Source organism: Streptomyces mayteni (assembly GCF_054783955.1).
Window position 1 is genome coordinate 88,577 of the sequence record NZ_BAAGPR010000017.1, and the last position, 17,487, is coordinate 106,063.

Sequence of the window (17,487 nt, forward strand, 5' to 3'; positions counted from 1 at the left end):
CCTTGTACCCACCGACATCCGAATGTCAACATTCGGACATGACTGTCGCACCGCTCCCCAGAGCCAGTCGCCGTGGACTGTCGCAGGAGGCCGCCGACCTCGTACGCGAGGCGATCCTCGCCGGCCGTTTCCCGCCCGGATCGCAGCTGCGTGAGGTCGAACTCGCGTCCTCGCTGGGAGTCAGCCGCGGATCGGTGCGCGAAGGGCTCGCCCTCCTCGAACGCGAGGGGCTCGTGCACAGCGTCTGGCACCGTGGCACCACCGTCATCGACGTCACCGCCCAGGACGTCGAGGAGGTCTACGCCCTGCGCGCCGCGCTTGACCGTCTCGCCGCGACCAGCGCGCAGCGGAACGCGACCGCCGACCAGCTGACCGAACTCGACACCCTCGTCGACGCGATGTCGCGGGAGATCGACGGCGCGGCGTCGGGGACGAGGCTGCTCGCCCTGGACATCGCCTTCCACGACCGGATCTACGACGCCGCGAACAACCGCAGGCTCGCCGACGCCTGGCACGCCGTGCGCTCGCAGATCCACCTGTTCCAGCTCCGGCGCGTCGCCCTCGGCTACGAGCACTACCGTGCCCGCGTCGTCGACGAACACCGCGAACTGGTGGCGCTCCTGCGCTCGGACGACCACGAGACGCTGGCCCGGCGCGCCGAGGAACACGTCGACTCCGCCCGCCGGGGCCTGCTCACCGGCCTGCGCCCCTCCCGGTGACGCCGCGGCGCTCATGATGCGGGCCTCGCGGGACCGCCGCCGCTTCACGAGCGCACCACCGGCCACAGACCGGGGCCCGGCAGAGCGCGGCTGATCGCCGCACTGTCGGGTCTCGCCGCCTCGCCCTCCTGCTGCCCGGGGCAGCCCCGCACCTTCAGCGCCCCCCAACTGGCCGCCGCCGGGGACGCGTTGCTGGCCGCCGACGTGCCCGGCACCGCGTGGGCCGTCGACGATGCCTCGGGCACGGTCCGCGTCACCGCGGACGAGACCGTGTCGGCGGCCGAACTCGCCGCGATCAGGCGGGCCGCCGGGCCGCTCGCCGACGCGCTCGCCATCGAGCGCACCCCCAGGGCGCCGTCTCCGGCCTGATCAGGACCAACATCTGCGCCGAGCCGGGCGACAGCGGCGGCCCGCTGTTCAACGGCCCCACCGCCCTCGGCCTCGCCTCGGGCGGCAGCGGCAACTGCTCGACCGGCGGCACCGCGTACTTCCAGCCCGTCGTCGAGGTGCTGAACGCGTACGGCGCCACCGTGTACTGACCCGCACGAGGTCTTACGGAGGCGTACCGGTCGCCCCGGGCGATCGACCGGTGCGTCTCGACCAGCAGGTCGACGTGCGGCCGGGGCACGCCACGGTCGGTGAGCGCCGTGGCGTGCTCCTCGGCCGGCAGGTCCCGGTACCAGACCCGAGACCGTCGCCGGGGCGAGCCCCGTGACCCGCGCCGACTCCGCCTGGCTGACGACGCCGGCCGAAGGGCCTTCGGCGACTTCTACCGGCCGCCCAGTCGCTTGTTCATCGCGTCGAGGGTCGGCCAGGGAGGACCGTCGTGCAGGGCGCGCAGAAATTCTTCCCCGAACCGCCTCCCGTTCGGAAACTCGTCGCCAAGCTCCCAACGCCACGCCGCGACCATCGCCAGGACGAGCTGTCGGCAGTCGTCCAGCAGCCCGTGGTCGAGGTTCGGGTAGTGCTCGCAGACCGCCTCGGGAACGTGGGCGAGGTCGAACTCGACGGGTCCGCGGCAGCACGTCTCGAGGTCGATGAACAACGGGCCGTCCTTCGTGCTGAGCACATTGCCCGGATGCGGCTCGCCGTGGAGCAGCTGCTCCACGGCGCCGCGCTCCTCGATCGCCCGTCGCAGGCCAGCCAGTCTGCCGCTGAGGAAGACCCGGTCCGCGCCGGCGAGTTCCGGCGAGCGATCCGGGTCGGCGACGACTTCCTCCGCATCCGTGATCCGGTCCGTGAACCGTGGGCTCGGCACGTCGACCTCGCGCATCCCGGCGTGCAGCAGTTCCAGCGCCTTGGCGTAGTCGACCGGTGAGACGTGAGGTGCCACGGGCTCGTGGTAGGTCCACAGCGTCACCGCGAAGCCGTCGCGCGGGTACACCCGCGGGGTCACCCGAGGCTCCAGGGGACACATCGGGCATCCGGCCTCGACGAGCCGCTGGGCGAGCTCGACTTCGAACTGTGCGACCTCCTGTCCCACCGGGGCGACCCGGGCGAAGACGTCGCATGGCGTCAGCCGCAGTGCCAGCTTGTTCGAGTTGTGGAGCACGATCGCGCCACTGACTGGCAGGTCGAGCGACGCGGCGACCGAAGTCGCGGCCGCTATCGCACGCGTGACGCCGGACATCTCCATTCTCGAATCCTGGCACACGGAGCTCTTTCCGATCCGGACGGGCGATGCGGTCGGCTGAGACCCCGCCCGACGGGCGGGGGGTCGGTGACGGGCCCCCGACCCGAGAGTCGGCCGAGTCCTCGCCGTGCGCGGCGGCGGTGGTCGTCGCGCTGGTACCGCGGTACCACTCGAGCGTCGAAGACGGCCCCACGGTCCCAGGGAGTCGGCCGGCCGCCCTCATAGCGTCGAAAGCACCAGGTCGCGGCGCGTTCGCGACCCGGTGTCGAAGCGACTGCCGAGCGAGAGGGCCGATATCCATGATCGAAGCGCGTGAGTTGACGAAGCGGTACGGGGACAGGACGGTGGTCGACCGCCTGAGTTTCACCGTCAGGCCGGGGGAGGTCACCGGCTTCCTCGGCCCCAACGGTGCGGGGAAGTCGACGACCATGCGCATGATCATCGGACTCGACTCGCCGACCGGTGGCTCGGTCACCGTGGGCGGACGCCCCTACGCCCGGCACACGGCGCCGCTGCACGAGATCGGCACGCTGCTGGAGGCCGGGTCCGTCCACCCCGGGCGGACCGCGATCAGCCACCTGACGGCACTCGCCCACACCCACGGCATCCCGCGCCGTCGGGTCGAGGAGGTCATCGAGCTGGCCGGCCTGACCAGCGTGGCCGGCAAGCGCGTGGGCGCCTTCTCGCTCGGCATGGGCCAGCGGCTCGGCATCGCGGCGGCCCTCCTCGGCGACCCGGCGATCGTCATGCTCGACGAGCCGGTCAACGGCCTCGACCCCGAGGGCGTGCTGTGGGTGCGCAACCTCCTGCGGGACCTCGCCGACGAGGGCCGGGCCGTGATGCTCTCCTCGCACCTGATGAGCGAGACGGCGTTGATCGCCGACCACCTGGTGATCATCGGCCGCGGCCGGCTCCTGGCGGACACCACGGTGGACGACTTCACCCGGCAGGCCAGCGGAGGCGGCGTCAGGGTCGTCACCGGCGAAACCGTGCGGCTGCGGGCGCTGCTGGCCGGTCCCGAGGTCACGATCAGTTCGACCTCCGCCGAGGAACTGCTGGTCAACGGGCGTGACGCCCGGGAGATCGGAATCATCGCCGCCCAGCACGGAGTGCCGCTCTACGAGCTCACCCCGCAGGCCGTCTCCCTGGAGGCGGCGTTCATGGAACTCACCCGCGACGCCATGGAGTACCAGAGCGCCCCCGCGGGCACCGAGCGAAAGGCCGCCTGATGACCACCACCGCACTCCGCCGCCGCACCCCGGGCGCGGGCCGCGCCCCCGCCACGCCCGCCCGGAACACCACTCCCCAGGTGACGGGCGTCCGGGTGCTGCGCTCCGAGTGGGCCAAGTTCTGGTCGCTGCGCTCCAGTTGGATCACCCTGGGGGTCGCGGTGTTCCTGCTGGTCCTCTTCGGGGCGATCGCCAGCTACACCTACAGTCCCGACGCCGTCGCGACGAGTGGGCCGCCAGGGCCGGGAAGCAACGGTGGAGACAGTGACGCGGTCAGCCTGGCCCTGACGGGCGTGACCTTCGCGTCCCTGGCCGTCGGTGTGCTCGGGGTGCTGCTGTCCGCGGGCGAGTACAGCACCGGCATGATCCGCTCCACCCTCGCCGCGGTTCCGCGCCGGCTGCCGGTGCTGTGGGCCAAGGCCGCCGTGCTCGGACCCGTCGCGCTGCTCCTCACCGGCGTCGGCGCCCTGGCCGCCTTCCAACTCGGCGCTCCCGGCCTGGCCGGCGAGGCGATCGCGCTGTCCCTGGGGGACGACGGCGTGCTGCGCGGCCTGGCCGGCGCCGGCCTCTACCTCGGCCTGGTGGCGGTGTTCGGCGTGGCGCTCGGCATGCTGCTGCGCTCCTCGGCCGGCGCCATCGCGGCCCTGGTCGGCGTCCTGCTGGTCCTGCCGGGGCTGGCGTCGCTGCTGCCGGACTCGCTGTACGACACGGTCAGCCCCTACTTCCCCGGCAACGCCGGGTCGGCCGGCTACGCGCTACAGCAGTCCTCGGACGCCCTCTCCCCGGGGGCGGGGCTCGCGGTCTTCGCCGGCTGGGTGGCGCTGACCCTGGCCGGGGCGGCCGTCCGGCTGGTCCGAACCGACGCCTGACCAGCGAAAAGGTGACAATGGGGTCCATGAGTCCGCAACGGGCGACTCCCGGGGACACCACCAGGGGGACGGCGTTCCCGCCGTCCCCCTGGGCCGACGCCGCCTGGGCACATCCGTTCCTCGGCCGGCTGTGGCGGGTGCGGCACCGCGGGCGGCGTCTCGACCAGCGGCATCCGTGGCTGTTCGACACCGCGGTGGTGCTGATCGTCTGGGCCCTCACGCTGCCCGACCTGCTCGCCAGCGGCGCCCACGGCCCCTTCGGGGAAGTGGGCGACCGCGACCGGCTGCCGTCCGCCCTGTTGGTCGTCTTCGCCGCCGCGCTCGTCGTACCGCTGTGGTGGCGCCGCAGGGCCCCGACCGTCACGTTCTGCGTGATCGCCCTGGTCTCCCTCGTGCCCTGGTCGCTCGGCGTCTGGCTCCAGGCCGGGCTCAGCACCCTCGTCGCGCTGTACACCCTGGCCAGGCAGGGCCCGCTGCGCCTGCTCGGCTGGGCCGTGGCGGTCACCTTCGTCGAGGTGATCCTCGCGGCCTGCGTCCTGGTGCCTGTCCCGCACCCGCTGCTCGGCCTCTTCTTCCTGCTGGGCACGGTGACGGCGGCCACCGCCGTCGGCCTGACGCTCCGCATCCGCCGGATGTACCTCGCGGCCCTCGAGGACCGCGCAAGTCGCCTGGAGATCGAACGCGACCAACGCGTCAGGCTCACCGCGGCCGCCGAACGCTCCCGGGTCGCCCGCGAGATGCACGACATCGTCGGCCACAACCTCTCGGTCATGGTGGGGCTCGCCGACGGCGCGGCGACCCTCGCCGCCAACCGCGACGAGCGGTCCGCGGAGGCCCTGCGCCTCCTCGGCGACACCGGCCGGCAGGCCATGGGCGAACTGCGCCGCGTCCTGGGGGTGCTGCGCGAGGACCGGGAACCCGAACGAGCCCTCAGCCCGCAGCCCGGAATCCGCGACCTGGACCCTCTGCTGACCCGGGTCCGCGCGGCCGGGCTCGCGGTGACCTACCGGACCATGGGCGACCTCGACTCCCTGGGCGGCGGCCTCCAACTCACCGTGTACCGCATCGTCCAGGAGGCCCTGACCAACACCCTCAGGCACGCGGGCACCGGCGCCACCGCCGAGGTCGCCCTGACGCTCGACGCCCGCACCGTGGGGATCCGGGTCGCCGACACCGGGCCCCCTACCGGCTCCCCCCACCCGGCGCGACCGGTCACCGAACCGGAGACCGCCGGCCCCGGGCACGGCCTGGTCGGCATCCGCCAACGTGCCGCCATGTACGGCGGCGCCGTCACCATCGGCCCGCGGGACACCGGCCACGGCTGGATCGTGGACGTCTCGCTCGACGCCACGTCCGAACCCACCCCGCCGGCATCAGGAGATCATCTGCCATGACCACCGTGCTGATCGCCGACGACCAGCCGCTACAGCGTCTCGGCTTCCGCATGCTCCTGGAGGGCACCCCCGGCCTCACCCCCGTCGGAGAGGCCGAACACGGCGCCGAGGCCGTCCGGCTCGCCGCGGAGCTGCGGCCCGACGTCGTCCTGATGGACGTCCGCATGCCCGGCATGGACGGCCTCGAGGCGACCCGCCGGATCATCGCCGCCGGCGGACGCACCCGCGTGCTCATCGTGACCACCTTCGACCTGGACGAGTACGCCTACGAGGGCCTGCGGGCCGGCGCCAGCGGATTCCTCCTCAAGGACGCCCGCCCCGAGGAGGTGGTGGCGGGCATCCGGGCCGTCGCCACCGGCGACGCCGTCGTGGCGCCCCGCCTGACGCGCCGGCTGCTGGACGCCTACGCCCACCAGGTCCTGGCCCCTTCCGGCGCCCCCGCGACCGCGGCCCCCTGGCTGGCAGCGCTCAGCGACCGGGAACACCAGGTGCTGGTCGCCATCGGCCAGGGCTGGACCAACGCGGAGATCGCCGAGCGGCTCGTCCTCACCGAGTCCACCGTGAAGAAGCACGTCGGGCGGGTCCTCGCCAAGATCGGTGCCCGCGACCGCGTCCAGGCCGTGATCATGGCCTACGACGCCGGCCTGGTGAAGGCCAGACCCTGACCGGGAGTCACCCGTAGCTCACAGCCGGACGACCATCTTTCCGATGTTGGCCCCGCGCAGCATGCCGAGGAAGGCGTCGACCGCGTTCTCCAGCCCCTCCGCCACGGTCTCGTCGAACCGGATTCGCCCCTCGCTCAGCCAGCCGCCGACCTCGGCCAGGAACTCGTCCCGCAGATCGGAGTGGTCGCGCACCAGCATCCCTTCCAGACGCAGCCGTTTGCCGATCACCATCGCGAGGTTGCGCGGGGCGGGCGCGGGCCCGGGGGCGTTGTACAGGGAGATCATTCCGCAGATCACCGCGCGGCCGTGCACGTTGAAGGAGTCGATCGCGGCCTCCAGGTGGTCGCCGCCGACGTTGTCGAAGTAGACGTCGATTCCCTCCGGCGCGGCCTTGGCCAGCTGTTCGGTGACCGAGCCGGCCTTGTAGTCGAAGGCCTCGTCGGCCACGTACCGCCTGGCCCTGATGCCCCGCTCCGGGGGCGGATCGAGCGAAGCCGCCCCGTGGCGGCCTCAACGCCGAAACGGGACCTGGTCGTCGGCCGCTTCCTCCGGCCGGCTCATCACGCCCTGCCCCGCGGCGCTCGGCGGGATGCCGTAGGCACGGCGGAACGCCTTGTTGAAGGTCTGGAGGTCGCGGAAGCCCACCATCGGTGCGACCGCCTTGACCGGGAGGGACGTGCGGGTCAGCAGGTGGTGGGCCCGTGCCAGGCGGTGGTCGCGGATGTAGGCGACGACGGTACTGCCGAGTTGGGCGCGGAACAGCCGCCCCAGGTGGTTCTGGGAGAGGCCGACGAGTCGGGCGAGTTCGGCCACGCCGAGCGGCTCGCGCAGTCGGGTCTCGATGTGGGTGATGGCGGCCCGTACGGCGGGGTGGAGGCCGAGGGCGTCGTCGTAGCGGGAGACCTGCCGTCCGGCGAGGTGGCACAGCAGGCTCCACAGCTCGGCTCGCGCCAGGTGGGGCAGCCGGGCGTGGAAGTCGAGCGCGGTCTGGAAACGGTCGCGGACGCGGGGCAGGTCCGCCCCGCAGTCCAGCATCACGGGCAGTTCGACGCCGTCGCCCGGGGCGGCGTCGGGCAGCCGGACGTGGGCGAAGAGGTGCACGGCCTCGCCGTGGTAGCGGTAGCGCGTGGCCACGCCGGGAGGCACCAGGCTCACCCGCCCGGGGGCGATCGGGACGACCGTGCCACCGACCTCCAACTCGCCCGAGTATCCGTAGAGATGAAGCGACCAGAGATCCTGTAGGCACCACTCGTCCACCCGGCTCACGATGCCGTGCCGGCCCACGCCGATGTCCGCGATGGTGGGAGGTTCCCGCAGCGGCACCGCCCATCGCACGGACGATCGCGAGCCCGACATGCCGTGACGCTACCTCCGGCGGACCCGACGCACCAGAGGTGAGAACGGACCAGCGATGTCGCGTCCCGGCCATTGGCCCGTCCCGGTTTCCGCCCTTACCGTCGTCCGGCACCGAACGGAAAACCACATCGGAGTGATGACTGATGCATGACGCCCCCGGCTCCGGCCCTTTCCTGCCCACGCTGGAATCCCTCGGAGAATTCTCCTGTCCGGAGTGGTTCCGCGACGCCAAACTGGGCATCTGGTCTCACTGGGGGCCCCAGTCCGTGCCCATGTACGGAGACTGGTACGCCCGGAACATGTATATCGAGGGCTCCGAGCAATACCGCTACCACGTACGCAGATACGGGCATCCGTCGGAGTTCGGATACAAGGATCTGGTAAGGCTCTGGAAGGCCGAGAAATTCGATCCCGACGGCCTGATGGACCTGTATGTGCGCGCCGGTGCGCGTTATTTCGTCGCGCTCGCCTCGCACCACGACCACTTCCTCACCTATCCGTCCGACGTGCATCGCTGGAACGCGGCCGAGGTGGGCCCGGGCAAGGACATCGTGGGACTGTGGCAGGCGGCGGCACGCCGCCACGGTCTGCCCTTCGGGTTGACCGAACACCTGGGCGCGTCGTTCAGCTGGTGGTCCGTGACGAAGGGCGCCGACGCGCGGGGCCCGAGGGCCGGGGTGCCCTACGACGGAGCGGACCCGGCCTTCGAGGATCTCTACCTGCCGAACCAGGAACACCACCGTCCGGGGCGGCGACCGGACCCGGTGGCCCCCTGGTACACCGCCAACGAGTGGTGGCACCGGCGGTGGCTGGAGTTGGCGACGGAGATGATCGACCGCTACCAGCCCGACCTGCTCTACTCCGACGGCCCGCCGCCGTTCGGCCCGCAGGGCTTCGACGCCGGCCTGCGGGCCGTTGCCCGTCTCTACAACAGCAGCGCCGCGGCGCACGGCGGCGAGAACCAGGCCGTCTACCTGCACAAGGACCGGCAGGAGCAGATCCGCCGCATCGGCGTCCTGGACGTCGAGCGCAGCCAGGAGGAGCGGCTGACGCCGTACCCGTGGCAGACGGACACCTGCGTCGGCGGCTGGTTCTACGACGTGCGCGCCGTGTACAAGACGCCGGCGCACGTGATCGAGATGCTCGTCGACATCGTGGCGAAGAACGGCAACCTGCTGCTGAACATCCCCCAGCTGCCGGACGGGACCCTCGACGAGGAGTGTCGGCATCTGCTGACGGAGCTGGCCGGCTGGATGGAGACGTGCGGCGAGGGCATCCACGGCACGCGGCCGTTCCGTGCCGGCGTCGAGGGCTCGAGCGGCGTCGTGGTCGACGGCTTTCGCGAGGAGCGCGTCCCCTGGTCGGCCGCGGACTACCGGCTCACCCGCCGCGACCGGACCGTCTACGCCTTCCAGATGGCCTGGCCGCAGGACGGTCGCGCCGTCGTCCGCGGCTTCCGCCGCGAGGACCGGGTCGTCGCGGTGCGGCTGCTGGGCGCCGGGCCCGTGCCCTTCGAGCGGATCCACCCTGGCGGGGAGTTGGTCGTGGACCTGCCGGAGCGTGCGCCTTCTCGCTACGTCAACGCTCTGGCGATCGAGCTGGGGTCGAACTGAGGTGGTCATGACACGACAGGCATCACCAGACGGCGCCTGCTCGGCGCGGCCGGCCTCGGCGCGGCCACCGCCGGGGTCGGCGGCCTCACGGGCTGCGGGCTCACCCGCGACCGCGACGAGCTCCTCTTCGGCTTTCACGGGGACACCGTCTCCATCGGCGTCTACGAGAGCATCGTCGAGCTCTACCGGCGCAGGTACCCGGAGGCCCGGATCAACTACACCTACCAGGAGCTCGGCTGGCTCGACACCTACCTGCCGCTCACGGTGCCCCGCTTCCTCGGAGTCGGCGGAGCGTGCTACGTCTTCCTGCTGCGACAGTTCTTCCTCGGCCTCCCGAAGGAGCTCTTCGAGGCCGCCCACATCGACGGCGCCGGCCGGCTGCGCCCGTACGCGGGGATCGCGCTTCCCCTGTCCAGGCCCGTCCTGCTGCTGTTCCTCATCGCGCGGCGCTTCTTCGTCCAGGGCATCGCGACCACGGGAGGGAAGGGCTGAGGACCCGATCCCTGGCCCGGCAGCCCCACCCTCCTGACAGCCCGTTCAGCAGGTGGAGTTGGTCTGGGTGAGCAGGCCCATGCGCCACGGCAGCTGGCCGTAGTCCCCGCTCGCGCCCGGATCCATCCCCTGGTAGAGGAACTGGAGTCGGCAGGGATCGATGGTCATGGTCTGGTCGTTGCCCGCCCGCAACAGCTCACCGTGGCTGAAGTCCTGCGTCCAGTTCGCGGTGCCTGAGGGGAAGGTCACGTTGTTGGAGCGGGCGAACGGATTGGACTCGGTCGCGTGCAGCGGGGTCCACTGTCCGCCGATGCTGCCGGAGGTGAACGACCGGTACCAGCGGCGGCCGTTGGAGCCGATGGCCTCCTGGAGCAGCAGGTACTGGCTGCCGTTCCCGAGCTTGTAGACCGCGGTGCCCTCGAAGAGGTTGAAGCGGTTGGAGTCCTGGAGGGCGATGACGGTGTTGCCGAACCCGTTGGGGAAGTTGGCCAGGGAGGTCTGGGAGCGGTAGATGTGGCCGTTGTCGTCGCTGGAGAACAGATGGCAGTTGGCGGTGTCGCAGATGACCCAGAAGTCGAGCCAGGCCCCGTTGCCGATGTTCTGCCGAACGATGTCCGGCACGCTGTTCACGAAGTTGCGCGGCGTCGACCAGGAGCGCGGGTTGCTGGGGTCGCTGCTCGTGGAGTACGAGGGCAACCCGGTCTGGTAGACGAGGTACCACAGGTTCTGCGGCGCGAAGTAGAACACGTGTGGCGCCGCCCGGTAGCCGGTTCCCACGCCCGACGCGGTGTCGAGGAAGGTGTGTTGCGCTCCCGACATCCCTGACCAGTCGGGGGCGGCGAAGTGGACGAGGTTCCAACCACCGCTGCGGCTGGCGGTGGTGGCGTAGACCTGCCACTGGTTGTTGTGCCAGACCACCGAGTAGTCCTTGATGGCGACGATGTCGTGCGTCGCGTCCGACCTCGGCCCGGCCAGCACCCCGCTGGAGTTCCACTGGAGGGAGGAAGGCAGCGACGAACCGGGCGGCGTGGTGCCGCCCCCGACGCGCACCAGTTGCCACTGTTGGTTGGCGCCGCCCCAGTCGCTGTACTGGACGATGTCGGCGCCGTCGTTGGTCGCCGCGCCCTGCACCTCCAGGGCCTTGCCGCTGTTGCGGTTGATCAGCCGCACATACCCGCCGTCGGAATCGGCGAGCCCGAACTGCTGGTTGGCGGTGTTGTTGTCAGTCCACTGGACGATGCTTCCGCCGTCGGCCGTCGAGGAGTTGAGGACGTCGAGCACCTTGCCCGAGTGCCGGGACCGCAGCCGGTAGGAGCCGCCGCCCGAGTCGACGAACTGCCACTGCTGCTGCGCCTGGTCGTTGCGCGCCCACTGCGTGATCCGCGCCCCGTCGTTGGTCGCCAGGTTGTACACGTCCAACGCCTTACCGCTGTTCCGGTTCACCAGCACGTACCAGGCACTGGTGTCCACGGTCGCGGCCGAGGCGGGCGCGGCACCGACAACGGTCATCAGGCTCGCGAGGAGGGAGGCCACGACGAACCCGATCGTGGTGGCCGGCCGGCGACGCCGCCGGAACCAGCGGCGCGACTGTCTCGTCGCCGGTGTCCGCGGCAGGGACACCGAGGAGTCGTTCGCCCCGTTCATGGGGGTGCTCCGTTTCGTCGTCAGGGCCACGCCGCGCTGTCGACGGGTGGCCGCCGGGAAGAGGTTGGCCCCGCCAGGAGCAGCGGCCGGTGATCAGGTCGCACGACGTCCCGGGCCGCGGCCTCACCGGAACGGGATGAAGTGGTGCGTGACGCGATGGTGCGTGGCACGGTGGGGCGACGGTGGGCGGACGGCATCGAGCCAGCCACCGACGACCTGGCGTTCGATATACCGAAGGCCAGTCGATTCTTCAGACAGCAAGGATGATAGGCAGCACGCGGAGGGCGTCAACACCTCCGACGGGATTCGACGTTCAGCCCCGAAAAGGAGCGGCGCTGTCGCGCACCACGAGCTCGGTGGCGAGCTCGGCACGCCCGCGATCGAGCGGCCGACCCTGAGCGAGGGTGATCACCATGGTGGCGGCGGTGGCGGCCATGTCGGCCAGTGGTTGGCGGACGGTGGTGAGCGGCGGGCCGAGCCACTGGCTGGGGAAGAGGTCGTCGAACCCGACGACGCTGAGGTCCTCGGGGACGCGCAACCCGGCCTCGGCCACCGCCCGGTAGACGCCGAGCGCCTGGCCGTCGTTGCCGGTGAAGACGGCCGTCGGCGGGTCCGGCAGGCGCAGCAGGTCACGGGTGTGCTTGAGGCCGTCCTCGATGTGGAACTCGCCGACGCGGACGAGCGTCGGGTCGAGGGGGATGCCGGCCATGTCGAGGGCGGCGCGGTAGCCGTCGAGGCGGGCCCGGGCGGCCAGGAGGTGTTCGGGGCCGGCGATGACGGCGATGCGGCGGTGCCCGAGTTTCAGCAGGTGACGGGTGGCGGAGAGGCCGCCGCTCCAGTTGCTCGCGCCCACCGAGGGGACGTCGTGGCCCGGATCCCCGGTCGGGTCCACCAGCACGAACGGTATGCCCCGGACGCGCAGCCGCTCGGCCTGCTCGCCGGTCGGCCCCGAGAACACCGAGACGACGCCGGTCGGACGACGGGCCAGCACCCCCTCGACCCAGCCGCGCCCCGGGGTGTGACTGCCGTGGAGTTCCGAGACGACCACGGCCAACTGGTGCTCGGCGGCCACGCGTTGGACGCCGCGGTAGATCTCCGTCGGGTAGGGGCCGCGGACCTCGTGGAAGACCAGCTCCAGCAGGGCCGCGGGACCCGCGACCTTCTGCCGCCGGTAGCCGTACCGGCGGATGAGGTCCTCGACCAGGGCGCGGGTCGCCGGCGCCACGTCGGCCCGCCCGTTGACGACCTTGGAGACCGTGGCCGGCGAGACTCCGGCGTGCTGCGCGAGCTGCGCGATGGTCAGCGGCTCGACCTGGGGAACGTCGGCTGCGGACATGCGGAGAGTCTAACGATCTGTCGGCCCGCACGTCCTTCCGAACCCGTCGGCGAACGCCACCCGTCGCACGACAAGTCCCCCGCGAGGGGTTGACGGCGCGACAGGGGCGCTCCTACGGTCCCCTCACCGCCTTAACGATCGGAATAACACTCCAAAATCATTCGGTCAGGGGCTCCCCGATGAACGCCGTTGATCTCCCTCGGTCCCCGCCACCAGACGTTCCGGGCGGCGACCGCGTGCCGTGTCGCGCCACCGGCCTCCCCCGCAGAGAAGGGTGATCCCATGTCCGCATCCGCAGAGCCACACCGCCCGAGCCGCCGCGGGATACTGACCGGCGCCTCCGGCCTGGTCGTGGGCGCCGCGCTCCCGCTCGTCAACGCGCAGTCGGCACACGCCGCGTTACCCCGTGCGGCGACCCAGGAGCCTCCGTCCGTCGCCGCGTCGTTCACCAACCCGGTGGCCTGGCAGGACTTCGCCGACATCGACGTGATCCGGGTCGGCGACACGTTCTACTACTCGGCCTCGACCATGCACTACTCGCCAGGCGCGCCGATCCTGCGCTCCTACGACCTGGTCAACTGGGAGTTCGCCGGCCACTCGCTGCCGCGCCTGGACTTCGGCGCCAAGTACGACCTCAACGGGGGGCGCGGCTACGTGCGCGGCGTCTGGGCCTCCTCCCTGGCGTACCGGCCGAGCAACCGCACGTTCTACTGGCTTGGCCAGATCGACTTCGCCCAGACGTACGTCTACACCGCCCCCGCGGTCGAGGGCCCCTGGAACCGGCACACCACCCTGCCCACCTACTACGACGCCGGGTTGCTCGTCGACACCGACGACACGATGTACGTGGCGTACGGCAACACCCAGATCAGCGTCGCCCAACTCTCCCCGGACGGCCGCAGCCAGGTCCGCGCCCAGCAGGTGTTCACCACCCCGGCCAGCATCGGCACCCTGGAGGGCGCCCGCTTCTACAAGATCAACGGCGCGTACTACATCTTCCTGACCCGCCCGGCCAACGGCCAGTACATCCTCAAATCCACCACCGGCCCCTTCGGCCCCTACGCCCTGCGCCAGGTCCTGCTGAACCTGCCGGGCCCGATCCCCGGCGGCGGCGTCCCCCACCAGGGCGGACTCGTCCAGACCCAGGCCGGCGACTGGTACTACCTCGCCTTCGTCGACGCCTACCCCGGCGGCCGCGTCCCCGCCCTCGCCCCCGTCACCTGGACCGCCGACGGCTGGCCCCAACTCCAACTCGTGAACGGCGCCTGGGGCGCCACCTACCCGACGCCCAACCTCCCCACCCCACCCCGCCAGGTCGAACCCCTCACCGGCGTCGACACCTTCACCGGCACCACGCTGAAACCGAAATGGGAGTGGAACCACAACCCCGACCCCGCGCGTTACACCGTCAACAACGGCCTCACCCTGCGCACCGCCACCGTCACCAACGACCTCTACTGGGCCCGCAACACCCTCACCCACCGCATCCAGGGCCCCAGCTCCACCGCCACCGTCACCCTCGACCACGGCCAGATGCGCGACGGCGACCGCGCCGGCCTCGCCATGCTCCGCGACTCATCCGCCTGGATCGGCCTCAAACGCGACAACGGCACCACCCGCCTCGCCATGGTCGACGGCCTCACCATGGACGCCAACTGGAACACCACGGGCACCGGCACCGAACGCGCCACCGCCCCCCTCACCGGCACCCGGATCTGGCTACGCGCCACCGCCGACATCCGCCCCGGCACCGGCCGCCAGGCCCGCTTCTCCTACAGCACCGACGGCACCACCTTCACCACCCTCGGCCCCGCCTTCACCCTCAACAACGCCTGGCAGTTCTTCATGGGCTACCGCTACGCCGTCTTCAACCACGCCACCCAGGCCCTCGGCGGCGCCGTCACCCTCACCCGCTTCGAACTCACGACGCCCTGACGGACTCTCGGCGGTCAGCCCTCCGCTCGCCGGGCCTGGGCAGTCAGTCCCGGCGTGACGAGGGCGAGCCAGCGGGCGCGGACCGCGGGCGGCTGGTCGGTGGGCGCGGTGGAGAACAACAGGTAGATGTCGCGGACGGTGACGTCGCGGTGGATGTCGCCGTCGGCCTGGCCGGCTCGGATGAGGGCGGTGACGGCGGCGCCGCCGCGGTCCTCGTCGGCTCGGTCGCCCGGCTCGGCGCCGAGGAACCGCGCCGCCGCCTTCACCGCGCGGTCGGTCACGGACGCCTCGACGACGCGGCCGAGGAACGCGGTCAGCTCGTCCAGGGCGCGGGCGCCGGCGGCGACGCGGCCGAGCACGGCCTCCGCGTCGTCCGCGACCCGGGCGACCCGCTCGGCGACCACGGCCGCGACCAGGTCGGTCTTGGTCGGGAAGTGCCGGTAGAGGGTTCCCACGGCCACCCCCGCCGTGGCGGCTATCTCGTCCATGCCGACCTCGGGGCCGTGCGCGGTGATCTGCGCGCCGGCGGCGGCGAGGATCTTCTTCCGGTTGCGGACCGCGTCGGCACGCGGCGCCCTGGCCGGGGTCACGGGACTCACCTGCCCTTCCACTTGCGTCAAGGTGAACCTGGGTTCAGGATAGATACTGAACCGCAGTTCATCTTAGCCGTGAGGACCCCCGCCATGCCCACCAAGACCGCCAAGACCGCCCTCGTCACCGGCGCCTCCTCCGGCATCGGCGAGGCCACCGCGCTCAAGCTCCACGACCTCGGCTACACCGTCTACGGGGCCGCCCGCCGCACCGACCGCCTCCAGCGGCTCGCCGAACGCGGCATCCGCCCGCTGGCGATGGACGTCACCGACGACGACTCCCTGCGCGCCGGGGTCCAGGAGATCACCACCGAGACCGGACGCATCGACGTCCTGGTCAACAACGCCGGCTACGGCTCCTACGGCGCCCTCGAGGACGTCCCCCTGGACGAGGCCCGCTACCAGTTCGAGGTCAACGTCTTCGGTGCCCTGCGCCTGACCCAGCTCGTCCTGCCCCGGATGCGCGCCCAGCGCTCCGGCACCGTCGTCAACATCACCTCGATGGGAGGCAAGATCCACACCCCGCTCGGGGGCTGGTACCACGGCACCAAGTTCGCCCTCGAAGCCCTCAGCGACTGTCTGCGCCTGGAGGCCAAGCCCTTCGGTATCGACGTCGTCGTCATCGAGCCTGGCGGCATCGCCACCGAATGGGGCGCCATCGCCGCCGACAAGCTGGAGCGCTCCTCCTCCGACGGCGCCTATGCCACCCAGGCCACGGCCGTGGCCGCCGCCCTGCGCTCCGAGGCCAACGCCAAGCGGAACTCCCCGCCCAGCGTCATCGCCGACGCCATCGGCAAGGCCGTCACCGCCCGGCGCCCCAAGACGCGCTACGCCACCGGCTTCGGCGCCCGCCCCCTCATCGCCCTGCGCCGCGTCCTGCCCGACCGCGCCTTCGACAGCGTCATCTCCCGCGCGATCGGCACGCCCCGCTGAGCCCCCGGGGCGCGGATACGAGTCGGTGAGCGTCGAACGGATCGCCGCGGCCGCCGACGTGTCGCGGGCCACGTTCTTCGACTACTTCCCGACCAAGGAAGCCACGATCACGGAGCAGGACCCCACCGGAGGGTGACGCGCCACCGGCCCACCCCGCGTTCGTCGCCGTCCTCGATACCGATACCGATCACCTCCTGGAGTACCCGCCGACCGGCAGGCCGCCGTCCGCGTGGTGCGCGCCGCCGTCGAGCAGGGCGTCGACTTCATCGACACCGCCGACCCCGACGTGCCCCTGGCCGAGCAGATCGGCGCCTTCGCCGAGCTGCCGAACTCTCCCTCTCGGACCAGGACCTCGCTCGCCTGAACGCCCTCGCCCGAGCACGCTCAGCCGGCGTCGACCGGGTCCGCGGTCTCGGGAACGAGCACGGAGGAGGACCGCGAAGCGGCATGGGTGGTGCGGGGGTCGAGCGTGAGGTCGAGGACCGGTGCGACGGTCCCGCCGAAGGCGGCTCTGGCCTCGGCGGCCGGCAGCTGCCGGGGGTCGGTGCCGTCCGGGAGGAGGTAGTTGACGAAGCTCACCACGCGCAGGTCCTCCAGCACCCACCAGGCGTAGGCCTGATCAGGTCGCGCCGGTGGGTTCCGTACGACGAGTCCCGACCCGTTGAGGGGTTGGGAACTGTTGTCCGTTGGCTGCGGGTGAGTGTGTTCTGGCGCGTGTTGGTGGGTGTCCCGGGCTTGGCACTCGTGAAGTCTCTGGTGGGAGACGGATGTTCTTTGGTCGAATGCGTGACCTTTGTGGGGGGTGGTCGTTGGACGCGGTGGCAGGGGCTTCGGTTTGTGGGTGGGGGTGACGGGGTGGGTGGGCTGCGGGAGTTGGCGGTGTCGTTCGTGGTGCCCGGCGCCTCGGGGGTCGCGATCCGTGACCGGCTCAAGGCCCTCACCACCACGGACGAGCGGGTGCTGCGCTTGGTCGGCGACCATCTGGGCATGCTGGCGTCCCGGGATCTGAAGGCGCGGTGCGCGGCCGGCACGGACCACGACACCGAACAGTGGGCGGAGCGCAAGCGCACCCTCACCCA

The 17,487-nt window shown here is 71.6% G+C and carries 17 protein-coding genes and 3 pseudogenes; 13 read left to right on the plus strand and 7 right to left on the minus strand.

What is annotated here, in order from left to right; all coding sequences use genetic code 11:
- Positions 1-38: 38 nt before the first annotated feature.
- A complete protein-coding gene (locus ACYVPE_RS11110) occupies positions 39-719 on the plus strand; it encodes a GntR family transcriptional regulator (protein ID WP_461033322.1) in 681 nt (226 codons plus the stop codon).
- 90 nt (positions 720-809) lie between these two features.
- Positions 810-1,258 (plus strand): annotated as a pseudogene (locus ACYVPE_RS11115) (S1 family peptidase).
- Positions 1,259-1,488: 230 nt separating this feature from the next.
- On the opposite strand, the gene ACYVPE_RS11120 reads toward ACYVPE_RS11115, so the two are convergent.
- Positions 1,489-2,355 carry a phosphotransferase gene (locus ACYVPE_RS11120; RefSeq protein WP_461033323.1) on the minus strand — a complete coding sequence of 289 codons (867 nt, stop codon included), beginning with the start codon at positions 2,353-2,355 and terminating at the stop codon, positions 1,489-1,491.
- Between the two features lie 296 nt (positions 2,356-2,651).
- Here ACYVPE_RS11120 and ACYVPE_RS11125 point away from each other — a divergent pair, with 296 nt between their 5' ends.
- From ACYVPE_RS11125 to ACYVPE_RS11140, 4 genes are read left to right on the plus strand one after another with little or no spacing between them, the layout of a single operon-like run.
- Complete coding sequence (locus tag ACYVPE_RS11125; protein ID WP_461033324.1) at positions 2,652-3,581, plus strand: ABC transporter ATP-binding protein; 930 nt, start codon at positions 2,652-2,654, stop codon at positions 3,579-3,581.
- Positions 3,581-4,450 (plus strand): ABC transporter permease, encoded by an 870-nt coding sequence (locus ACYVPE_RS11130; protein WP_461033325.1) that lies wholly within the window; start codon positions 3,581-3,583, stop codon positions 4,448-4,450. Before ACYVPE_RS11125 ends, ACYVPE_RS11130 begins: the two co-directional genes overlap by 1 nt.
- 26 nt (positions 4,451-4,476) lie before the next feature.
- Positions 4,477-5,844 carry a sensor histidine kinase gene (locus tag ACYVPE_RS11135; protein WP_461033326.1) on the plus strand — a complete coding sequence of 456 codons (1,368 nt, stop codon included), beginning with the start codon at positions 4,477-4,479 and terminating at the stop codon, positions 5,842-5,844.
- Positions 5,841-6,509 carry a response regulator gene (locus tag ACYVPE_RS11140; protein WP_461033327.1) on the plus strand — a complete coding sequence of 223 codons (669 nt, stop codon included), beginning with the start codon at positions 5,841-5,843 and terminating at the stop codon, positions 6,507-6,509. The genes ACYVPE_RS11135 and ACYVPE_RS11140 overlap by 4 nt, the downstream gene beginning before the upstream one ends.
- A gap of 18 nt (positions 6,510-6,527) precedes the next feature.
- Here ACYVPE_RS11140 and ACYVPE_RS11145 read toward each other — a convergent pair whose 3' ends face one another.
- Together ACYVPE_RS11145 and ACYVPE_RS11150 are read right to left on the minus strand one after the other, a co-directional pair.
- On the minus strand, positions 6,528-6,974 hold the full coding sequence (locus tag ACYVPE_RS11145) for a zinc-binding dehydrogenase (protein WP_461033339.1): 447 nt from the start codon (positions 6,972-6,974) through the stop codon (positions 6,528-6,530).
- Between the two features lie 45 nt (positions 6,975-7,019).
- Complete coding sequence (locus ACYVPE_RS11150; RefSeq protein ID WP_461033328.1) at positions 7,020-7,865, minus strand: helix-turn-helix domain-containing protein; 846 nt, start codon at positions 7,863-7,865, stop codon at positions 7,020-7,022.
- A 143-nt stretch (positions 7,866-8,008) separates the two neighbouring features.
- On the opposite strand from ACYVPE_RS11150, the gene ACYVPE_RS11155 reads away from it, so the two are divergent.
- Together ACYVPE_RS11155 and ACYVPE_RS11160 are read left to right on the plus strand one after the other, a co-directional pair.
- Positions 8,009-9,478 (plus strand): alpha-L-fucosidase, encoded by a 1,470-nt coding sequence (locus ACYVPE_RS11155; RefSeq protein ID WP_461033329.1) that lies wholly within the window; start codon positions 8,009-8,011, stop codon positions 9,476-9,478.
- 264 nt (positions 9,479-9,742) lie between these two features.
- The gene (locus tag ACYVPE_RS11160; protein ID WP_461033330.1) at positions 9,743-9,970 is read left to right on the plus strand and encodes an ABC transporter permease subunit; all 228 of its coding nucleotides are present in this window, start codon (positions 9,743-9,745) and stop codon (positions 9,968-9,970) included.
- A 45-nt stretch (positions 9,971-10,015) separates the two neighbouring features.
- On the opposite strand, the gene ACYVPE_RS11165 is transcribed toward ACYVPE_RS11160, so the two are convergent.
- A complete protein-coding gene (locus ACYVPE_RS11165) occupies positions 10,016-11,614 on the minus strand; it encodes a non-reducing end alpha-L-arabinofuranosidase family hydrolase (RefSeq protein ID WP_461033331.1) in 1,599 nt (532 codons plus the stop codon).
- A gap of 313 nt (positions 11,615-11,927) precedes the next feature.
- Entirely contained in the window at positions 11,928-12,950 is a 1,023-nt protein-coding gene (locus ACYVPE_RS11170; RefSeq protein ID WP_461033332.1) for a LacI family DNA-binding transcriptional regulator, read from the minus strand.
- A gap of 282 nt (positions 12,951-13,232) precedes the next feature.
- On the opposite strand from ACYVPE_RS11170, the gene ACYVPE_RS11175 reads away from it, so the two are divergent.
- Positions 13,233-14,885: a glycoside hydrolase family 43 protein gene (locus ACYVPE_RS11175; RefSeq protein WP_461033333.1), complete on the plus strand. Its 1,653-nt coding sequence runs from the start codon at positions 13,233-13,235 to the stop codon at positions 14,883-14,885.
- Between the two features lie 14 nt (positions 14,886-14,899).
- On the opposite strand, the gene ACYVPE_RS11180 is transcribed toward ACYVPE_RS11175, so the two are convergent.
- Entirely contained in the window at positions 14,900-15,484 is a 585-nt protein-coding gene (locus ACYVPE_RS11180; RefSeq protein WP_461033334.1) for a TetR/AcrR family transcriptional regulator, read from the minus strand.
- A gap of 84 nt (positions 15,485-15,568) precedes the next feature.
- On the opposite strand from ACYVPE_RS11180, the gene ACYVPE_RS11185 reads away from it, so the two are divergent.
- The 3 genes and pseudogenes from ACYVPE_RS11185 (at position 15,569) to ACYVPE_RS11195 (ending at position 16,772) form a co-directional block, all read left to right on the plus strand.
- On the plus strand, positions 15,569-16,408 hold the full coding sequence (locus tag ACYVPE_RS11185; protein WP_461033335.1) for an oxidoreductase: 840 nt from the start codon (positions 15,569-15,571) through the stop codon (positions 16,406-16,408).
- 22 nt (positions 16,409-16,430) lie between these two features.
- Positions 16,431-16,544: pseudogene (locus ACYVPE_RS11190) on the plus strand (TetR/AcrR family transcriptional regulator); the annotation flags it as partial.
- 96 nt (positions 16,545-16,640) lie between these two features.
- Entirely contained in the window at positions 16,641-16,772 is a 132-nt protein-coding gene (locus ACYVPE_RS11195) for a hypothetical protein (RefSeq protein ID WP_461033336.1), read from the plus strand.
- Positions 16,773-16,792: 20 nt separating this feature from the next.
- Here the strand turns inward: ACYVPE_RS11195 and ACYVPE_RS11200 are convergent, their stop codons facing one another.
- Positions 16,793-17,233: a glycoside hydrolase family 68 protein gene (locus tag ACYVPE_RS11200; protein WP_461033340.1), complete on the minus strand. Its 441-nt coding sequence runs from the start codon at positions 17,231-17,233 to the stop codon at positions 16,793-16,795.
- Positions 17,234-17,263: 30 nt separating this feature from the next.
- Between ACYVPE_RS11200 and ACYVPE_RS11205 the strand changes: the two are divergent.
- Positions 17,264-17,487, plus strand: a pseudogene (locus ACYVPE_RS11205) (hypothetical protein); the annotation flags it as partial.

Bases quoted from the DNA above. Each gene is read 5' to 3' on its own strand.
- ACYVPE_RS11110 (WP_461033322.1), top strand. From the start codon at position 39: ATGACTGTCGCACCGCTCCCCAGAGCCAGTCGCCGTGGACTGTCGCAG.
- ACYVPE_RS11120 (WP_461033323.1), bottom strand. From the start codon at position 2,355: ATGGAGATGTCCGGCGTCACGCGTGCGATAGCGGCCGCGACTTCGGTC.
- ACYVPE_RS11125 (WP_461033324.1), top strand. From the start codon at position 2,652: ATGATCGAAGCGCGTGAGTTGACGAAGCGGTACGGGGACAGGACGGTG.
- ACYVPE_RS11130 (WP_461033325.1), top strand. From the start codon at position 3,581: ATGACCACCACCGCACTCCGCCGCCGCACCCCGGGCGCGGGCCGCGCC.
- ACYVPE_RS11135 (WP_461033326.1), top strand. From the start codon at position 4,477: ATGAGTCCGCAACGGGCGACTCCCGGGGACACCACCAGGGGGACGGCG.
- ACYVPE_RS11140 (WP_461033327.1), top strand. From the start codon at position 5,841: ATGACCACCGTGCTGATCGCCGACGACCAGCCGCTACAGCGTCTCGGC.
- ACYVPE_RS11150 (WP_461033328.1), bottom strand. From the start codon at position 7,865: ATGTCGGGCTCGCGATCGTCCGTGCGATGGGCGGTGCCGCTGCGGGAA.
- ACYVPE_RS11155 (WP_461033329.1), top strand. From the start codon at position 8,009: ATGCATGACGCCCCCGGCTCCGGCCCTTTCCTGCCCACGCTGGAATCC.
- ACYVPE_RS11165 (WP_461033331.1), bottom strand. From the start codon at position 11,614: ATGAACGGGGCGAACGACTCCTCGGTGTCCCTGCCGCGGACACCGGCG.
- ACYVPE_RS11170 (WP_461033332.1), bottom strand. From the start codon at position 12,950: ATGTCCGCAGCCGACGTTCCCCAGGTCGAGCCGCTGACCATCGCGCAG.
- ACYVPE_RS11175 (WP_461033333.1), top strand. From the start codon at position 13,233: ATGTCCGCATCCGCAGAGCCACACCGCCCGAGCCGCCGCGGGATACTG.
- ACYVPE_RS11185 (WP_461033335.1), top strand. From the start codon at position 15,569: ATGCCCACCAAGACCGCCAAGACCGCCCTCGTCACCGGCGCCTCCTCC.